General features: G+C 45.5%; 16 protein-coding genes. 8 read left to right on the top strand and 8 right to left on the bottom strand.

The features are described 5' to 3' along the window. Positions 1-17: 17 nt before the first annotated feature. The 8 genes from DWZ67_RS03060 to folE all read left to right on the top strand — a co-directional run bounded on the left by DWZ67_RS03060 (position 18) and on the right by folE (position 7,827). A complete protein-coding gene (locus tag DWZ67_RS03060) occupies positions 18-692 on the top strand; it encodes a 2-C-methyl-D-erythritol 4-phosphate cytidylyltransferase (protein ID WP_005829961.1) in 675 nt (224 codons plus the stop codon). Beyond that, complete coding sequence (recG, locus tag DWZ67_RS03055) at positions 680-2,776, top strand: ATP-dependent DNA helicase RecG (RefSeq protein ID WP_005829964.1); 2,097 nt, start codon at positions 680-682, stop codon at positions 2,774-2,776. The genes DWZ67_RS03060 and recG overlap by 13 nt, the downstream gene beginning before the upstream one ends. A gap of 269 nt (positions 2,777-3,045) precedes the next feature. Continuing rightward, positions 3,046-3,915 carry a M23 family metallopeptidase gene (locus DWZ67_RS03050; RefSeq protein ID WP_005837478.1) on the top strand — a complete coding sequence of 290 codons (870 nt, stop codon included), beginning with the start codon at positions 3,046-3,048 and terminating at the stop codon, positions 3,913-3,915. Between the two features lie 109 nt (positions 3,916-4,024). Next, the gene (locus tag DWZ67_RS03045) at positions 4,025-4,567 is read left to right on the top strand and encodes a DUF1599 domain-containing protein (RefSeq protein ID WP_005829969.1); all 543 of its coding nucleotides are present in this window, start codon (positions 4,025-4,027) and stop codon (positions 4,565-4,567) included. Further along, entirely contained in the window at positions 4,557-5,849 is a 1,293-nt protein-coding gene (locus tag DWZ67_RS03040; RefSeq protein ID WP_005829971.1) for a BT_3928 family protein, read from the top strand. The genes DWZ67_RS03045 and DWZ67_RS03040 overlap by 11 nt, the downstream gene beginning before the upstream one ends. Positions 5,850-5,914: 65 nt before the next feature. After that, positions 5,915-6,670, top strand: coding sequence for a triose-phosphate isomerase (gene tpiA, locus DWZ67_RS03035; protein WP_005829974.1), 756 nt, complete (start codon positions 5,915-5,917; stop codon positions 6,668-6,670). A gap of 101 nt (positions 6,671-6,771) precedes the next feature. Further along, a complete protein-coding gene (locus DWZ67_RS03030) occupies positions 6,772-7,230 on the top strand; it encodes an SPOR domain-containing protein (RefSeq protein WP_005829980.1) in 459 nt (152 codons plus the stop codon). Between the two features lie 9 nt (positions 7,231-7,239). Further along, positions 7,240-7,827: a GTP cyclohydrolase I FolE gene (folE, locus tag DWZ67_RS03025; protein WP_005829983.1), complete on the top strand. Its 588-nt coding sequence runs from the start codon at positions 7,240-7,242 to the stop codon at positions 7,825-7,827. 22 nt (positions 7,828-7,849) lie between these two features. Here the strand turns inward: folE and dnaG are convergent, their stop codons facing one another. From dnaG to DWZ67_RS02980, 8 genes are all read right to left on the bottom strand, one after another. Beyond that, the gene (gene dnaG / locus DWZ67_RS03020; protein ID WP_005829986.1) at positions 7,850-9,946 is read right to left on the bottom strand and encodes a DNA primase; all 2,097 of its coding nucleotides are present in this window, start codon (positions 9,944-9,946) and stop codon (positions 7,850-7,852) included. Positions 9,947-10,030: 84 nt separating this feature from the next. Further along, positions 10,031-13,135, bottom strand: a complete 3,105-nt coding sequence (locus DWZ67_RS03015; protein WP_022401361.1) for a response regulator — start codon at positions 13,133-13,135, stop codon at positions 10,031-10,033. Positions 13,136-13,627: 492 nt separating this feature from the next. After that, entirely contained in the window at positions 13,628-14,401 is a 774-nt protein-coding gene (locus tag DWZ67_RS03005) for a prephenate dehydrogenase/arogenate dehydrogenase family protein (RefSeq protein ID WP_120138101.1), read from the bottom strand. Between the two features lie 17 nt (positions 14,402-14,418). Then, the gene (locus DWZ67_RS03000) at positions 14,419-15,486 is read right to left on the bottom strand and encodes a bifunctional 3-deoxy-7-phosphoheptulonate synthase/chorismate mutase type II (protein WP_005829998.1); all 1,068 of its coding nucleotides are present in this window, start codon (positions 15,484-15,486) and stop codon (positions 14,419-14,421) included. 214 nt (positions 15,487-15,700) lie between these two features. Continuing rightward, a complete protein-coding gene (locus tag DWZ67_RS02995) occupies positions 15,701-16,882 on the bottom strand; it encodes a pyridoxal phosphate-dependent aminotransferase (protein ID WP_120138100.1) in 1,182 nt (393 codons plus the stop codon). After that, a complete protein-coding gene (locus tag DWZ67_RS02990) occupies positions 16,857-17,705 on the bottom strand; it encodes a prephenate dehydratase (RefSeq protein ID WP_005830004.1) in 849 nt (282 codons plus the stop codon). The genes DWZ67_RS02995 and DWZ67_RS02990 overlap by 26 nt, the downstream gene beginning before the upstream one ends. A 294-nt stretch (positions 17,706-17,999) precedes the next feature. After that, complete coding sequence (locus DWZ67_RS02985) at positions 18,000-18,749, bottom strand: endonuclease/exonuclease/phosphatase family protein (RefSeq protein ID WP_005830009.1); 750 nt, start codon at positions 18,747-18,749, stop codon at positions 18,000-18,002. Between the two features lie 21 nt (positions 18,750-18,770). Next, positions 18,771-19,730, bottom strand: a complete 960-nt coding sequence (locus tag DWZ67_RS02980) for a tetratricopeptide repeat protein (protein ID WP_005830011.1) — start codon at positions 19,728-19,730, stop codon at positions 18,771-18,773. Between the last annotated feature and the right edge of the window lie 89 nt (positions 19,731-19,819).

Here is a 19,819-nt window from a genome sequence, read left to right as displayed (position 1 = left end):
TAAATCATAAATCATAAATGGTTCAGTATGCTCTGATTGTTGCCGGTGGCAAGGGCTTGCGCATGGGGACCGAACTCCCCAAACAGTTTCTCCCGATAGGGGGGAAACCTGTTTTGATGCGCACTCTGGAGGCGTTTTATGACTACAATGCTGAGATACGGATAATATTGGTGCTTCCCCACAGCCAGCAGGATTACTGGAGGCAGCTGTGCAGGGAGTACTGTTTTTCATTGCCGCATGCCATTGCAGATGGAGGGGAGACGCGGTTCCACTCCGTAAAGAACGGTTTGGCTTTGGTCAAGACACCTGCTTTGGTCGGTGTGCACGATGGGGTACGTCCATTCGTAGCCCGGGAAGTGATTGCACGCTGTTATGACTTGGCTGCCGGGAAAAAGGCTGTGGTTCCGGTAATAGGTGTGGTGGAGACCGTTCGCCGTATGGGAGGGAAAGGCAGTGTGACTGTCGGCAGGGATGATTATAGATTGGTGCAGACTCCCCAGGTTTTTGATGCGGAACTGCTGAAAGCGGCATACGAGCAGCCCTATACACCCCATTTTACCGATGATGCTTCTGTGGTGGAAGCATTGGGCGTATCTGTCTTTTTGACGCCGGGAAACCGGGAAAACATTAAAATAACCACTCCTTTTGATTTAAAAATAGCCACAGCTCTGATAGGTTCATGTTCGATTTAGCCACGCGTGACATAAAATATTTGTCGGGCGTCGGGCCGCAGCGTGCTTCGGTGCTCAATAAGGAATTGGGCATTTACTCCTTGCACGATTTGCTATATTACTTTCCATATAAATATGTAGACCGCAGTCGGATTTATTATATTCAGGAGATTGATGGGACGATGCCCTATATTCAGCTGAAAGGTGAAATACTAAGTTTTGAGACGGCTGGAGAAGGGCGCCAGCGCAGGCTGATAGCTCATTTCTCGGACGGTACGGGGGTAGTGGACCTGGTTTGGTTCCAGGGCATCAAATATTTGGTAGGGAAGTATAAAGTGCATCAGGAATATATTGTGTTCGGAAAACCGACCTTCTTCAATGGTAGAATAAATATGGCTCATCCGGATATAGACTCTGCTTCGGATTTGAAATTGTCGTCCATGGGGTTACAACCTTATTATAATACGACTGAAAAGATGAAACGGAGTTCTCTCAATTCGCATGCCATCGAGAAGATGATGAATACGGTGGTGCAGCAGTTGCGTGAGCCGTTGCCCGAGACCCTTTCTCCCGCTATACTTGCCGAGCATCATCTGATGCCGTTGACGGAAGCTTTGGTCAATATACACTTTCCCGCTAATCCGGATTTATTGCGTAAGGCACAGTATCGCCTGAAGTTTGAGGAGCTTTTTTACGTACAGTTGAATATCCTGAGGTATGCAAAAGACCGTCAGCGGAAATATCGCGGTTATATTTTTGAAAGGGTGGGCGAAGTGTTTAATACTTTCTACTCCCGTAATCTTCCTTTTGAACTGACCAATGCACAGAAGCGGGTATTGAAGGAAATCCGTAAGGATGTAGGCTCAGGAAAGCAGATGAACCGCTTGCTGCAAGGGGATGTGGGAAGTGGAAAGACGCTTGTCGCACTGATGAGTATGTTGATGGCGCTCGATAATGGCTTTCAGGCATGCATGATGGCACCTACCGAGATTTTGGCAAACCAGCACTATGAAACCATCCGTGAGCTGCTGTATGGAATGGAGGTACGTGTGGAACTGTTGACCGGTTCTGTTAAGGGCAAGCGGCGCGAAGCTATCCTTGCCGGTTTGTTGACGGGAGACATACATATACTGATAGGTACCCATGCCGTCATTGAAGATACGGTGAATTTTGCTTCGCTCGGTTTGGTTGTGATTGACGAGCAGCATCGTTTCGGTGTGGCCCAACGGGCACGGTTGTGGACAAAGAATGTGCAGCCTCCCCATGTATTGGTGATGACGGCAACCCCGATTCCCCGTACATTGGCAATGACGCTTTATGGCGATTTGGATGTGTCTGTCATCGATGAATTGCCTCCCGGACGTAAACCGATTGTCACTCTTCATCAGTTTGATAGCCGTCGGATAAGCTTGTATCAGTCCATGCACAAGCAGATTGCCGAAGGCCGGCAGGTCTATATTGTCTACCCGCTGATTAAGGAAAGCGAAAAGATTGACTTGAAGAATCTTGAAGAAGGGTATCTGCATGTTTGTGAAGAGTTTCCCGAGTGTAGGGTTTGCAAGGTACATGGAAAGATGAAACCTGCTGAAAAGGATGCTCAGATGCAATTGTTCGTATCCGGCGAGGCACAGATAATGGTGGCTACCACCGTGATTGAGGTAGGTGTAAATGTGCCCAATGCTTCGGTGATGGTGATTGAGAACGCCGAGCGTTTCGGGCTGTCCCAGCTTCATCAGCTTCGGGGACGTGTAGGACGTGGAGCTGACCAGTCCTATTGTATCCTGGTTACCGGCTACAAGTTGGCGGAGGATACAAGGAAGCGTTTGGAGATAATGGTGCGGACTAATGACGGCTTTGAAATAGCGGAAGCAGACTTGAAACTGCGTGGTCCTGGAGATTTGGAAGGGACACAGCAGAGCGGCATTGCTTTCGATCTGAAGATTGCCGATATAGCCCGTGACGGACAACTGCTGCAATATGTCCGTGAAGTAGCGCAAACGGTGGTGGATGCAGATCCACATGGCATGTTGCCTGAGAACGAGGTCTTGTGGCGACAACTGAAAGCGTTGAGAAAAACGAACGTTAATTGGGCTGCCATTAGCTGAAAAAACGGTTAAACATGCACTTTTATTGCATTTTATGTTGTAAAACATGTTTGCTTGTAAATCTCCTATCTATAGGGGATTAAGACATCTTTGCGAGCTTTACAGTTTCCTCCTCTTCGAAAAAATAGTTAATGACTGATGTCGTTTTTCAGAGAGAAATGTTACCTTTGGGAGAATTTTTGAAAATCAATCTGGATATTCGCGTAGAACAAGTGGTGTTTGATTTGCCGAGATGCTTGCAACGGATATCAAAATGAATGACGAAACGGATGAATTTTAATTGGATAAAAACTGCTTTATTGGCTGCGACGGCAATGGTTAGCTTGAATTCTTTCTCGCAAGACCTGATTGCCCGCCAGGCCCCCATCGACAGAAAACTTAAGAGTGTAGATTCACTGGCTTTGCAAAAACAGATACGTGCGGAACAATCATTGTATCCGGGTTTGGATTTGTATCCCAACTGGAATAACGAATTCGTACAAGCCTATGGCAATGCGATTGTGCCTGAGAGCTATACATTTGATTTGACCGGTTTTTGTATGCCTACTCCCAATACCCGTATCACAGATGTATTCGGTTACCGTCCCCGGAGAAGAAGAGCTCATTATGGTTTGGATATCAAGGTGTATGTAGGCGATACAATCCGTGCGGCTTTTGATGGAAAAGTACGCGTTGTCAAGAATCAAGGTCGTCGTGGATACGGCAAATACGTCGTTATTCGTCACGACAATGGCTTGGAAACAGTTTACGGACACTTGTCTAAACAATTAGTTGATACAAACCAGTTGGTAAAAGCCGGCGAACCGATTGCATTGGGAGGAAATACCGGACGTTCTACCGGTTCACACCTTCACTTTGAAACCCGTTTCTTGGGTATTCCCATCAATCCTGCGCTTATGTTTGATTTTGAAAAGCAGGATATCGTAGCTGATTCCTATACTTTCCATAAGACAAAAGGCTCTTCCGGTACGGCGCGTAGCATGGCATCGGGTGAAGGTCTGTTCTATAAGGTAAAGAAGGGAGACACATTGGGACGGATTGCAGCACGTCAGGGAACCTCCATCGACAAGCTTTGCAAACTGAACAGAATTACGCGTAAAACAATCCTGAGACCGGGACAAGTATTGCGCTGCTCATAAAAACGTAAACAATCTCTATAGAAGAGGGTACTTTAATAGATTTTAGAGTGCCCTCTTTTTCTTTTTCTTTAATTATTCCTATCTTTGCAGCGCACTGTGAAAAAAGGAAATGAAAGATACCAAGCAACAATTTGAACATGTCATTGCGGTTTGCCGTGACTTGTTCTCTAAGAAACTTCATGATTACGGTCCGGCGTGGCGCATTCTTCGTCCGTCTTCCGTAACAGATCAGATATTCATCAAAGCCAACCGTATCAGAAGTATTGAAACGAAAGGGGTGACTTTGGTAGACGAAGGCATCCGTTCTGAATTCATAGCTATTGTCAACTATGGAATTGTAGGGCTGATACAGTTGGAACTTGGTTATGCCGAAGCTGCCGATATGACCAATGAAGAGGCATTGGTGCTGTATGACAAATATGCCAAAACCTCTTTGGAGTTGATGCTTGCCAAAAATCATGATTATGATGAGGCTTGGCGTAGTATGCGTATCAGTTCGTATACGGATTTGATATTGATGAAGATTTACCGGACAAAGCAGATTGAAAGCTTGTCCGGGGAGACTTTGGTTTCGGAAGGTATTGATGCCAATTATATGGATATGATTAACTATTCCGTATTCGGCTTAATTAAGATTGAATTTGGAGATTGACAAGAAACATATTGTCGGGAAAGTTTGGGTGAACCTCTGCCGTTTTCTGCTGGGGGCTTTGTTCATATTTTCCGGATTTGTGAAAGCTGTTGATCCGTTGGGTTTCTTCTATAAAATTCAAGATTACCTGACGGCTTTCGGCATGATTTCCTGGTTTCCTTCTTATGCGCCCTTGCTGGTAGGGATAGCGTTGTCTGCCATAGAGTTCAGTGTAGGTGTTTTCTTGTTTTTGGGTATACGCCGGAAGGTGGCATCTGTATTGGCATTATTGCTGATGGTTGTAATGACTCCGCTAACACTTTATCTGGCTTTGGCGAATCCGGTATCCGACTGCGGATGCTTCGGTGATGCGTGGATATTGACCAATTGGCAGACTTTCGGCAAGAACGTAGTATTGTTGGTGGCGGCAGTATCTGTATTCAAGTGGCAGGATTTACTGGTGCGTTTCATTACTCCGAAGATGGAGTGGATGATTTCCATGTATACGTTTCTATTTGTGTTTGCGTTGTCCTTCTATTGCCTGGAGAATTTGCCGATACTTGATTTCCGACCTTACAGAATTGGAGCGAATATCAAGGCGGGCATGGAAATTCCGGAAGGTGCTAAACCAAGTGTGTTTGAAAGCCGGTTCATTTTGGAAAAAGGAGGAAAGCGTCAGGAATTTACATTGGACAACTATCCGGACAGTACATGGACGTTTGTAGAATCGCGTACGATACTGAAGGAAAAAGGTTATGAACCTCCCATTCATGATTTTTCCATGATGAGTCTGGATACATGGGAAGATATAACGGACAGCGTACTGTCGGATAAAGGATATACGTTTCTGCTGGTTGCCCATCGGATAGAAGGAGCGGACGACAGTAACATCGACCTTATCAATGAAATATACGATTACAGTGTGGAGCATGGTTATGGCTTTTATGCCTTGACTTCATCTCCGGAAGACGAGATAGAATTGTGGCGTGACAAGACTGGAGCGGAATACCCTTTCTGCCAGACAGATGATATTACGCTGAAGACCATTATCCGTTCAAATCCCGGTTTGCTGTTGGTAAAGGACGGAACAATTTTGAATAAGTGGAGTGACAACCGGCTGCCTGATGAATATGTGCTGACCGATAGCCTGGACAAGTTGGAATTGGGCAAGCAGAAGCAGGAAAGTGACTTACAAACAATAGGCTATGTGTTGCTGTGGTTCATCCTTCCTCTGATGATGGTGCTTTGTGTCGATATTTTAGTCGTAAGGCGCCGGGAGAAACAACGCCTCAGACAACAATAGTATCAAATAGTAAATAGTAAATTGTCAAATAGTAAATACATTAACCCTTTTAATAATAAAACAAAATGAGAAAAAACATTGTTGCAGGAAACTGGAAAATGAACAAAACCCTCCAAGAGGGTATTGCTCTTGCAAAAGAACTGAATGAAACATTGGCTAACGAAAAGCCTAACTGTGATGTAATCATCTGTACTCCGTTTATCCACCTGGCATCTGTTACTCCTTTGGTAGACGCTGCCAAGATTGGTGTAGGTGCAGAAAACTGTGCAGACAAGGAGTCAGGCGCATATACCGGCGAAGTATCAGCTGCTATGGTTGCTTCTACTGGTGCAAAATATGTCATTCTGGGTCACTCTGAACGTCGTGCTTACTATGGTGAAACAGTTGCTATTCTGGAAGAAAAAGTAAAATTGGCTTTGGCTAACGGTCTGACTCCGATTTTCTGTATCGGTGAGGTATTGGAAGAACGTGAAGCAAACAAGCAGAATGAAGTGGTAGCCGCTCAGCTGGCTTCTGTATTCTCTTTGTCTGCCGAAGATTTCTCTAAGATTATTTTGGCTTACGAGCCGGTTTGGGCTATCGGTACCGGTAAGACTGCTACTGCAGAACAAGCACAGGAAATCCACGCTTTCATCCGTTCCTTGATTGCTGAAAAGTATGGTAAGGAAATTGCTGACAACTGCTCTATCCTTTATGGTGGCAGCTGTAAGCCTTCTAATGCAAAGGAACTGTTTGCCAACCCGGATGTTGACGGCGGTCTGATTGGTGGTGCTGCCTTGAAGGTTTCTGACTTCAAGGGTATCATCGATGCCTTTAATTAAATAGTTGAAAGCTGAAAGTTGAAAATGGATTGCATGTCGTATCTGCATAACTGTTTTCCATTTTCAGCTTTCCATTTTCCGTTATATAAAGATATTGACTCATGAAAAAGCTTGGTTTACTTTTAGTTGCATGTTTCGCTTTTGCAACGATTTCTGTAGCGCAGAATAATATTGTGAAAAGCCTGGAACGTAATGTGCCGGGACAAGGCAAGGTGACTATCCATCAAGATGCACGCATTGCGGCATTGATAGGTTCGGAGTATGTTCCTGCCGGTTCGGATGAGCAGAAAGTGATTAAAAGTTCGGGTTACCGCATACAAGTTTATGCAGGGAATAATACCCGTCAGGCCAAGAACGAAGCTTATGCGGTAGCTACCCGCATCAAGGAACATTTTCCCGAACTTACAGTTTATACCTCTTTCAATCCCCCTCGTTGGCTGTGCCGTGCAGGAGATTTCCGCAGTATCGAAGAAGCGGATGCCATGATGCGTCAGTTGCGGGCTACTGGTGTATTCAAGGAAGTTTCTATCGTGAAAGAGCAGATAAACATCCCCTTATAAAGAATTATCATGTTAGGAAAAGAAGAAATTGTATCTCCTTCATTAGATGAATTGAAGGAACATTATCACCGCATCCTTACTCTGTTGGGTGAAGATGCCGGACGTGAAGGTTTGCAGAAGACACCTGAACGGGTGGCGAAGGCCATGTTGTCGTTGACGAAAGGGTATCATATGGACCCGCACGAGGTACTCCGTTCGGCCAAATTTCAAGAGGAATACAGTCAGATGGTGATTGTGAAAGACATTGACTTCTTCTCGCTTTGCGAACATCACATGCTTCCCTTCTACGGAAAGGCACATGTGGCATATATTCCTAACGGCTACATTACCGGACTGAGCAAGATAGCCCGCGTAGTGGATATTTTCTCTCACCGCCTGCAAGTGCAGGAACGTATGACTCTCCAAATAAAAGAGTGTATTCAGGAGACGCTGAATCCGCTGGGGGTTATGGTTGTTGTGGAAGCCAAACACATGTGCATGCAGATGCGCGGAGTAGAGAAACAGAACTCCATTACCACTACATCCGATTTTACCGGAGCATTCAACCAAGCGAAGACTCGCGAGGAATTTATGAATTTAATCAGGCATAATTCTTGACGGAGAACTCCCCGAATTGAATTTAAAAATTCAGGATGACTCTGTCTCCCAGCCGCTTTGCCATGATGCTTTTTACTTTGTTCAATTCGTTGTAGCGCTCCATGATGCTGTTACACTGGGTTTCATCATTGGCTATGGCAGGGTTCTGTAACGCAAATAGGGTATGCTTCAATTCTTCGCAGACGATGGCATATTTGAAGTTTATCATTAACCGTGGAATTAGCTCATAGAGGCGTTCTTCGTCCGTTACCATTTGTTCTATCTGTGATTTCCTTAACTGATAGCGGTTGCTGATAAGCTCCACACTCAGCTTGCTGATGACGGGGTCGGGATGCGCCACAAAATACCGTTCGGCGGTAAAACCCTCATTGTGGATACGTTCGGCAGCCTCTGTCAGGATTTGCCGGTGAAGCGGATTGTGGAAGGCAAGTTCGTCTTCTTTTAAATCATTGACTATATATTCAGTTACAGTGATAGGGGTTTCCTGCCCCTCTTCATTGGTGACATTGCACATCACCCGCTCACCATAGAGCACTACCATCTTCAGAATAAGTCGTTCGTATTTATAGAACTCCTGGCCCTCCTTGCCCTCCTGCGGGATGAAGGATACATATTCTTCCTCGGGTGGAAAAGGTGGAGGTGTTTCGGAAGGGAGACCGGCAGGCAGTGATTGGGACGGATAGCCAGCTTGTTGTGCGTCGGGGTTGGTAGCTGCAGTATGACTGCCATTGACCCCCGTTTCTGCATTGGCTCTTGCGGCATTGGCCGACCGACGCTCACGTTCTGCTCGCTCAGCTTGTTGCTCGGCTTGCTTTTCGCGACGCTTGGCAACCTCAGAAACCAGCAGTTTATCTTCTACGTGCAATAATTGGGCGCACTCCTTGATATAGACATCACGCACAATGGCTTCGGGAATGATGGAAATGCTCTGCACAAGGTTTCCGATAAGCTCGGCACGCTTGATGGGGTCTTTTCCAGCATCTTCCAGCAACAGATTGGTTTTGAAGCGGATAAAGTCCGTTTCATTCTCTTGTATGAAGGCCTGGAACTCCGTCGCATTGTGTTTGCGTGCAAAGGAGTCCGGGTCGTCACCATCGGGCAGGAGGCAGACTTTGACGTTCATGCCTTCTTCCAGCAACATATCAATACCTCGGATAGAGGCCTTTATACCGGCAGCGTCACCGTCGTAGAGCACTGTCATATTGTTGGTGAAACGATGAATCATCCGGATTTGTCCGGATGTCAATGCTGTGCCCGAAGAGGCAACCACATTCTCTATGCCCGATTGGTGCATGGAAATGACGTCTGTATAACCTTCGACCAGAAAACAACGGTCTTGTTTCACAATGGCTTGTTTGGCAAAATATATGCCGTACAGTTCATTGCTTTTATGGTAAATCTCCGATTCAGGCGAGTTGACGTACTTCACCTTGACGCCTTTGGTGGCGCCGGCAAGCACACGTCCCCCAAAAGCCACCACCTTGCCGGAGAGAGTGTGTACCGGAAAGATGACGCGCCCCCAGAAGCGGTCTCGCAGTCGGTGGTCGTCCGTCTCGTAGCAGAGGCCGGTCTTGACAAGATAATCCTTTTTATAGCCTTTCTTCAAAGCTTCCTGGGCAAGGGCATCGTGGCTCTCGGTACAATAGCCCAACTGGAACTTCTCGATGATGTCATCCCGGAAGCCGCGGCTGCGGAAATAGGCCATGCCGATACTCCGTCCGTCTACGTGGTTCTTTAGGATATTCTGGAAGTAGTCACGGGCAAAGTTGTTCACAATGAAGAGGCTTTCCCGTTCACCCTGTGCTATCTTCTCCTCGCTGGATAGTTCGCGTTCTTTGATTTCAATGCCGTATTTTTTTGCGAGATATTTCAGCGCCTCGGGATAAGACATCTGTTCGTGCTCCATGATGAAATGCACTGCATTTCCTCCTTTTCCGCAGGCAAAACACTTGCAGAGCCCTTTGGCGGGGGATACATAGAAGGAAGGGGTTTTGTCATCGTGGAAAGGGCACAGACCTACATAGTTCACACCGCGTTTGCGCAGGGTGACAAAGTCTGATACGACATCGTATATCTGTGCGGCATCAAGTATGCGGTCTATGGTGGGTTGGTCTATCATTGTCTCTTTTCTAACTTGTGCAAAAGTACATGATATTTCTTGGATAATCAAAAAATATCATATAGGAAAGAGCAGACCGGAACTCTACATCATCATAAAATTCCCGTGGATTGTATAGTCGAGTTTTTCTTTCAATCTTTGTATGTCAACCGGCTTGGACATATATCCGTTAAAGCCATTCTGCATAATCTTTTCTTTGTCCGAAGCAAAGGAGTATGCCGTTACTGCAATGATAGGTACCGTTTTGGATACTTTACGTATTTCGCGAGTAGCTTCATATCCATCCATTTTAGGCATATTGATGTCCATGATGACCACATGCGGATGAAACTTCTGATGGAGTTCCACGGCTTCCTCCCCATCCCAAGCATGAACCAACTCATAATCTTTCTGTAGGATAGACTTGAACAGCATATAGTTGCTTTCGTTGTCCTCTGCTATCAGGATTATAGGCTTTTCCTTGCTTCTCTCGTTCAGAAGAGGCATTAAAGTTAGATTATTTTCCTTTTGGGCCTCTTTCGGTTTATAAGGTATTGTAAACCAGAAAGTACTTCCTTTACCTTCTCCTTCGGATTCTACTCCGATGCGTCCTTTCATTTTTGTGACAATGTTTTTGCATATTGAGAGCCCTAATCCCGTTCCTTGTATAAAGGTGTTTACTTTGGTAAACCGTTCAAATATTTTCTTCTGATTCTCTAGTGATATGCCTATGCCCGTATCTTTTACGTAGAAATAGAGTTCTTCTCCACGGATTTTGTATCCAAACATAATCTCACCTTTCTCTGTGAATTTTGCAGCGTTGACCAGCAGGTTGATGAGGACTTGAGAGAGACGGTTATGTTCTGTCTGTACATAACAAACTGGTACTTCAGGAACGAATTGTAGGGCAACACCTGTTTGCAGTCTGCCTCGTACAGTGTTTTCCACATCTTTTGCCAACTGATTTAAGTCGACATTCTGATAATTGAATTCCAGTGTATTTGCTTCTATTTTTGAAAGATCCAGGATGTCACTTACCAGTTGCAATAGCAACTGGTTGTTGGTTTCTATGATACTGATGAACTCTTTGCGTTCGGTTTCGTTTTCGGTTGCAGTCAGCAGGCTGGAGAATCCTACGATGGCATTCAAGGGGGTACGTATCTCGTGGCTCATATTGGCTAGAAATGCAGATTTCAGCCGGTCGGATTCTTGGGCTTTTTCTCGTGCTCGGATAAGCGCTTCTTCTTGCCTCTTGCGTTCTGTTATCAGTAAAAGGGAGCCGACAAGCGATATTGGATAGCCGTTCTTGTCGCGCTGGTCAATTACTGCGTTGGTTTCCATCCAATCTGTTATTTTTCGCCCTTCTACTTCGGTGATGATACGATATTCTTCTTTGATATGCTGCAACTTGCCTGAAATGAGATTTTCATGTACATGGTGCATACGTTCGAAGTCTTCCGGGTGTATCTTTCGGAAATATTCTGACGCCTTGATAATATCTACTTGGACTGTAGAGTTCTTCTCCTTTGTAAAGTTCATGTGGTCTAATATCTTTTGTGCTTCGCAATAAATCAGACCCTCCTTTAAATCCCAGCGCCATGGTATGATGCGTGCTATGCCCAATGTCATTTCCAGTTTTTTATTAATCTCTCGCAATGTGTTTTCGGCATCTTTGCGCGCTGTAATATCTACGGCAAAGACATCCAAAGTGTGTTTTTGGGATGCCGGGCAAAGAATGAATTCGTAAAAGCTGTTTGTTTGTTTGAAGTAATGAGTAAATGTTACCGTTTGCTTTTCTTGGAATACCATTTCCATGAAATGTGTCAGGTGCTCTATTTGGGAGAAGGCATTTTTCTGTGAACCATCGGTAGTTGGCGTAAACTGGTCGTTGAAAATAATATTGCCGCATCGATAGCTCATATCTGCTATCTGTCCCGTTTTGTCGAAGAAAACCTCTATTTGAGTATAAGATATCGGCATATTACGTAAAAGGGTATCATGGGCACTTAGCAAGGTGATTTTCTTTTGCTGGAACCGGTAAATGACTAAAGCTATGATAAGTAGTGAGAGTATCAACACTACTCCGCAAATAATCCACCATTGATACTTCTGCCAGAATGTAAGCGGTTTATTGATGAATACCGAGTCTTTAGGACAGAGTGTGGTGTCCAGACCGTCCATCTGCAGTTGCTGGTAGTTGATGAAGGGATAGGATTTCTTGCTATATGTAAATGGGATATTCCGTGCATCCTCTCCTGCAAATATCTGTTTGAGGGCTGAAGAAAGCGCGTTTTGCACTTCCATGCGGTCATAGAAATATCCTCCCGCAAACCCCTCTTTACCCACATAGGCATTCCTTAATGCAAATACGGGTTGAGGCGATGATGCAACTAACTGAAAGTCTCCACTGATGAGTGTAGGAAAACCGAGTAGATTCTTACGCTCGTAAAACCATGTGGAAAATAGCATACCCGTCTCCGGTTCATCATTTAGCAGATATGCCTGTAATTCGTTTTGGTTTCTTTCATTACCTATTAAGCGTTCATAGTGGAGGTTTGGATACTTTGACGTTATATAGGCATGAATAAGCCGGTCCAAGTCTTGGTTATGATAGAGTTCATCTGCTGCGAATACAATCGTTTTCATTTTTGGCAGCATCTGTACCATCATGTCGATGGTCTCTTTGTACATATACGGCGTTTCGATAAAAGTAAAGTTGTATTGCGGCTGCAGGTCAACCAGAGGAGATGTGATGGCATTGGAAATGTGTATAGGACGTCCGGTGAAATAATATTCCCGTGGAGCATACGTGTCTTCGTTGCCGATCAATACTATTGGAATATTTCCCCACTCACTCAAAATACGTTCCCTTAAAGTAAAAGCCATGTTGCCGAGAAGTACAAGATAATCGGGTTTCTTATCCTGGAAACGTTCGAAAATGCCATTCTCCATCCGGATATACAATGAGTCATTACGAATGAACGTCCCGTTCATGTGTACTACATCGGCTGTGATGTCCTCTATAGGAGATGTTTGCAGCAGGATGGGAGTTATAAGTTCTTGGCTCCAGGGTGCGCTTTCATTGTACGAGTTTATAATAAGTAATCTGCGGTGTTTGCCGACTATGGTTGCTGTGGCAAAAGCCGAACTTAAATATAAAAAAAGGAAACATAAATTGATTATGCATCTTTTATCTAGAAAAATTTTCATAACCTGATTTTTCAAGTAGTATATTGTCTAATGGCAATTTAATTGCCACGTGTTATTTATACAAAAATAATACAAATGCATTTTAATCGTAAAATATAGTTGCTAAAATTAAAAATAATTAACGGCGTCTTTTTATTCTATACACTGGAAGTTTAATGTAATTATTATTTTATATATCTGTTTTGTGTTGTCTAGCAAGTGAGTACAAGGGTGAGAGGAGATAGAAAAGGAAGTTGGCAGATTGTAATAAAAAGATAAAAAGGATATTTTCATCTTGAAAAAAGTGATATTTTTGCACCCGCTTTTGAAAATGGTACCGGAGACATTTTTTTGTCTTTTAGTGTCAACTGTTAGGATTTCCGGTGATTCATGCACCTCTTCAAAGGGCTACTTCGACGGATAGCCTGAGGTGGTGACTGTCTTTTTCATCCGGGGTGTTTAGTTGGGATAAAAGTGTGTACCTTGGCATCGAGGCACACACTTGTTGATTGTTTATCTAATCTTTTCCCTGATTTTAGTCAGATACTTCTTCATGCCTTCTGCATCCTTATTGCTGATGATTTCCAGCAGGTTCTTCAGTTCCAGGCGGATGTTCTCCACTTGTGAGGGGGTGCGCGGATTGAAGAGAATTTCCTGGAGCAGGTAGTCGTCTTCACTCAGCAGGCCTTTGGCAATGGCCATGTGCTTTTTGAAGGTGGTGCCCGGAGCTTCCTGGTGTTTCATTACCGCTGCAAACACGAAAGTGGATACAAACGGAATGGATAAGGAGTATGCCACAGTCTCATCATGCTCGTCGAAGGTATATTCAAAGATGTTCAGCTTCATGGTCTGGTAGAGGTCCTTGAAGAAGATTTTCCCCAAGTGGTCGCCTTCGCTGATGATGATGGCATTCTCCGTATTCAGATTGTTGAGGCTGGCAAAAGTGGGACCGAACATAGGATGCGTCGACACGTAGCGGAAGCCGCTTTCATCGTAGAATTTCTTCAATCCGGTCTTTACCGAAGCGATGTCGCTGATAATGCAGTCTTTGGGCAGTACCGGCAGCATTTGGCGGAAAGCGTCCAGCGTGTATTTCACCGTAACGGCATTGATGACCAGCTCCGGCTCGAAGTCCTTGATTTCTTCCAGTGTGGTGAAGCGGTAGGTGTTGTAGACAAAACGCAGTTGGTGCGGATTGACGTCGAACACAGCCGTCTCGTGCTGGAAACTCAGGATGTCTGTGAAGAAAGAGCCCATTTTCCCGGCTCCAAGTATTAATATTCTCATGATGTTTAATGTGCCAATTACTTATTTATAATTTCCATCTGCTGTCTTACACTCTCTTCGTGTATCGCCTCAAATACCTTTTTGATGAATTCAGCATCCATGCCACACAATGCGCCTTGCGAGCCGCGTTTCTCGAGGATTTCGTTGTAGCGTCCGGTTTGCAGGATGGTCATGTCATGCTCTTTTTTGTATGTACCGATTTCACGTGCCACACGCATCCGTTTGGCCAGCTCCTGAATAAGATTGTTGTCGCATTCGTCTATCTGCTTGCGCAATTCGCTGAGGTTCTCGGTGCTTTGTGTTTCCTTGCGGATGACCAGCAGGTTGAGGATGTAATCCAGCACATCCGGGGTGACTTGCTGGGCTGCATCGCTCCAGGCACAGTCCGGGTTGCAGTGGCTCTCGATAATCAGTCCGTTGAAGCCCAAATCCATAGCTTGCTGGCAGAGTGGAGCAACCAGTTCGCGCTTTCCACCTATGTGGCTGGGGTCACAGATAATAGGAAGGTTGGGAATTCGGCGGCGCAGCTCAATGGGGATATGCCATTGGGGCAAGTTACGGTAGAGCTTTTTGTCATAGCTGCTGAATCCGCGATGGATGGCACCCAGACGTTTCAAGCCTGCATTGTTGATACGTTCCAAAGCTCCAATCCACAGCTCCAGGTCAGGATTTACCGGATTCTTCACCAGTACCGGGATATCTACGCCTTTCAGTGCATCGGCAATTTCCTGTACGGCGAAAGGATTGGCGGTGGTACGTGCACCTACCCAAAGAAGGTCAATTCCAGCCTTCAGGCATTCGTATACATGTTTGGCGGTAGCTACTTCTGTTGAAACGTACATGCCGGTTTCTTTCTTTACCTCCTTCAGCCATGCAAGGCCGTCTACGCCTACTCCTTCGAAGCCGCCCGGTTTGGTGCGCGGTTTCCAGATGCCGGCACGGAATAGCTTGAGGCCTTTGTCTGCCAATTGTTTGGCGGTGCTCATTACTTGTTCTTCGGTTTCGGCACTGCAGGGGCCGGCTATTACCATAGGGCGTTTGTCTTCAACACCAGGTAATGTGATAGGTTCTAATTCGAGTTCCATATTCTTTATTTGTTTAATAATATTCTTTAATTATGCTTTTTCTTCCTTGTGACGTTTCCTCCTTTTCAGAAGACTTTCTGAGCAAGGTCCCGGAGATTTAGTAAAACGTCGGAGAAGATTTACTAAATCGTTCCTCCCGTTTTAGTAAATCTCCGGTGGAGTTTTAGTAAACGGGATTCCGGCTTTAGGGTGTTCATCTCTTACTTGTAAGCATTTATTTCATGTCCTTGATACGCTTCAATGCTTCTGCCAGTTTATTGTCCTTACAGCAGAGGGAGATGCGGATATACCGTTTCCCGTTACTTCCGAAGATAAACCCGGGAGTAATGAACACTCTGGCTTTATGCAGCACGTGTTCAGTCAGTTCTTCCACGTCTGTACAGCTGTCGGGGATTTTGCCCCAGAGGAACATGCCTACCTGGTTTTCGTCGTAGGTGCAACCCAAGGTATGCATAATTTCTCCTGCCAACTGACGGCGGTTGCGGTAATTCGCGTTGTTGCCGTCATACCAGTCTTGCTCTGCTTCCAGGGCAGTGGCGGCTGCCAGTTGCATGGCACGGAACATACCGCTGTCGATGTTGCTTTTTACTTTCAATATCCATTGCACGAAGTCGGCATTCGAGGCAAGCATGCCGATACGCCAGCCCGGCATGTTGTGGCTTTTGCTCATGGAATTGAATTCTATGCAGCACTCTTTGGCACCCGGAATGCTGAGGATGCTGATAGGATGTTCGTTCAGGATGAAACTGTAGGGGTTGTCGTTTACGATGACGATGTCCTTGCGGCGTGCGAAGTCCACCAGTTTCCGGTACAGTTCCGGTGTTGCGTTCGTCCCGGTGGGCATATTGGGATAGTTGGTCCACATCAGTTTTACACGGCTCATGTCCATCCGTTCCAGTTCGTCGAAGTCGGGCATCCAGCCGTTTTCTTCTTTCAAGTTATAGTTCACGACCTCGGCACCCAGAATCTTGCTTAATGAAGTATAGGTGGGATAGCCGGGATTGGGAACCAATACTTGTTCACCGGGGTTGACAAAGGCCAGCGTCACGTGCAGGATGCCTTCTTTGGAGCCGATGAGCGGTTGTATCTCTGTGTTGGGATTCAATGCTACACCGTACCATTTTTGGTACCAGTCCGCAAAACCGCGGCGCAGTTCGGGGATACCTACGTAGGGCATGTAACCATGTCCGTCCGGATTGCAGGCAGCTTCGCAAAGTGTCCGGATTGTCTTTTCGGAAGGCGGCATGTCGGGGCTTCCGATTCCCAGGCTGATGACATCCATTCCTTCGGCATTCATTTGTGCCACTTCTTTCAGCTTCTTCGAGAAGTAGTATTCGCTTACGCTTGCCAGGCGGTCGGCAGGCTTTATTCTACACGTTTGATTTTCCATCTTCATATTCTCCTAATATTTTCAGCTCTTTGGTCAGCGGTGTGATGGCCGCAATGGATTGTTTATATCTCAGTACATTGTCGAAGACGACATCTACGTAAAACTGGTATTCCCATTCACGCCCGATGATGGGCAGTGATTGTATCTTGGTCAGGTTGATGCGGTAGAAAGACAAAATAGACAATACTTGGGAAAGGCTTCCTTCAGTATGGGGAAGTGTGAATACCATGCTTGCCTTGTTGACGTCCTTGCTGCGATGCCGGTTCAGTTCATCTACTTGCCAAGGGTCGGCTACGACCAGGAAACGGGTGAAGTTATGTTTGTTGGTTTCGATACCTTCCTGCAGGACCTTCATGCCATAACGCTCTGCAGCAGCTTTGGAGCAGATAGCTGCATGGCCTTTCAGATGTTCCTGTTGGATGATTTCGGCACTGCGGGCGGTATCTTCGCCTTCCACCACTTTGATTCCGGGGTGTTGTCCCAGGAATTCACGGCATTGCATCAGGGCGATAGGGTGGGAGTTGACTTCGGTAATATCATCCCAGTCTTCATCGGGCAGGCAGACAAAACTATGGGAAATACGCAGCTTGTACTCGCCGACAATCTGTGCGCCACTTTGGCGTAATAGCTCATTGTTATGCAGCAAACTACCTGCAATGGTGTTTTCTATCGCCAGCATTCCTATGGTCTGACTGTCTTTTTTGATGGCACCGAACACGTCTTCAAAGTTGGCGCAACAGATTAACTCTATTTCTTCTCCTTCGAAGTACTTGTGTGCGGCGATGTCGTGATACGAGCCTAATGTTCCTTGAATGGCTACCTTTTTCATTATTTTTATTTTCTTGGTTATGCTATAAAAAAAAATCCCGCTTCCATACGATGGAGCGGGATTCTGTATATTTACTTGTTTCTCTATTCAGTCCTTAAGCATCACTGTCACTTGATACATACAAACTCCCGCTCTACTTTCTGGCTAAAGTAAAAGTAAAAAAAGAAGTAATATGCATAAGTAAATGACTTCATACTTGTATTCTCTGTTTTTGAATTACGTGACAAAAGTAATGCTTTTCTTTTATATACAAACAAAAAACAATGTTTTTTTTAGGGATAGTAGCAATTTAACTTATTTCCCTTTAACTTGTACAATGACTTGAACCGGACGATGGTCGGATGAAATGGTGTCTTCTATGACTTTCCGGTATTGTACGTCAAACCGATACCCATTCTTGGAATAGCCGTAGATGTAGTCTATACATCGGTTGGGACGGTCTGCCGGGAAAGTATAAGAGGTTGTGTCATTGAGGGTGGCAAAATGTTTTGCCAATTCCAGCTGGGGAACGCTTGCTGGTGCAGAGTTCATGTCGCCTGCCATAAAGATGGGCTTATCGACGTTTTGCAAGGCTTTTTCTATCAATGGTACGGCAAGGAGCTGGTCTTCTGGAGTGAGGGACTGGTGTGTGGCACAAAATACATAATCTTTAAATTCTGCAATAATGAGGGTACGTTTTTCTTCCCGTCCGGGCATTGGAATGATTTTGTATTTTATGGGTATCTCTCTGGAGAGGATTCCGATGCCGTAGCTTCCACCCTGAAAAGGAATGGCTGCTGCATAAGTCCCGTGCATTCCGGTCAGTTTTTCTAGTTCTCCGAGAGCATGGATTCCTTTGTTGCGCACCGTTACACTGTCAAGTTCCTGCAGGGCGACTATGTCCGGAGAAGTTTGACTGATAACATTGGCAATGCGCCGGTAATTGTACTCCTTGTCCATACCTATGCAATTATGTACGTTATAGGACAATATGTTCACTTGCTGTGCATGGGCAGGTGCGAACATCAGTACAAAAAGTACTGATAGAAATAAATTTCGTTTCATTGGCGGCAATAATTGAATTTGTCATAATCCCAGGATATTACCGGTACTTCCCCCCGGTTGGTTACCATATTGTCCGTTAAAGTTCTGTATCTCTTTAGGATTGAGTTCCAGTCCTTTCTTCATGTCTTCTGCAGAACCTTCCTTGTCGCCGTTCAGCAACTTGGCACGTCCGCGCTCATGATAGGCCTCTGCGAAATTAGGGTTCAGTTCTGTGGCTTCCGTAAAGAGCTCGATGGCTTCTGCCAGTTTGTTTTGGGTGATGTAAAGCTGTCCTAAGTAGAGGAAGGCTTGTTCGTTGAAGGGATTCAACTCCGTCACTTTCTGATAGCTGCTTTCTGCTTTTTCTTTGTCTCCCGTAGCTTCTTCTATCTTTCCGCGGAGCAAGATGGCACTTTCGTCTTCCGGGTCTTGTGCCAGAATGGTGTCTATGTCTTCCATCGCTTCCTTGTATTGCTGCATTTGGACCAGGGCTTCGGCACGGAGCAGACGTGCTTCGATGAAATCATCTTTCAGTACGATGGCTTTCGTAAGATGGGCGATGCACATGATGCCGTCCCCTTGCCCATTGTCTGCTTTGCCGAGCAGGTAATGTGCCATGGCGTTGCCCTCTTCTATTTCGATAGCCTTCTTTGCCGCTCCTGCCATGGCGGGATAGTCTTCCTGCATGTAGCATACGTTGGCAAGACTGAGGTAGGTGGAGATATGTTCCGGCTCTATTTCGGTCATGCGTTCCAGTAGTTTGTGCGCCTCGTCCAGTTCGCTGGTCTGGGTGTAGACTTGGGCGAGATATCCCATGGTCTCGAAGTCTTCCTGAATGGCAAGGGCTTCAGTGAAGCATTTGATGGCGTAGTCTGTACGGCCCATGCGTTGTGCGCGCATACCGTCATACTTGAATATCTCAAAATTCTTCTGTTCGTTTTTTTGTTTCTCATTTGCCGGACTGTCTGACTTGCCGGAGAAAAAAGATTTAAAGAATCCCATAGGTGATTAAAATTAAAGAATTAAAAATTAAAAAGGAAAAGGAGGGGCATGGCTGATAGGAGATGTTCCTCTCAGCGGCAGGACATTCT

Source organism: Bacteroides sp. AF34-31BH (assembly GCF_003602795.1).
Classification (GTDB): Bacteria; Bacteroidota; Bacteroidia; order Bacteroidales; family Bacteroidaceae; genus Bacteroides; species Bacteroides uniformis.
The sequence above is the reverse complement of the archived record's forward strand: the minus strand, read 5'-3'. Positions and strand labels throughout refer to the sequence as shown.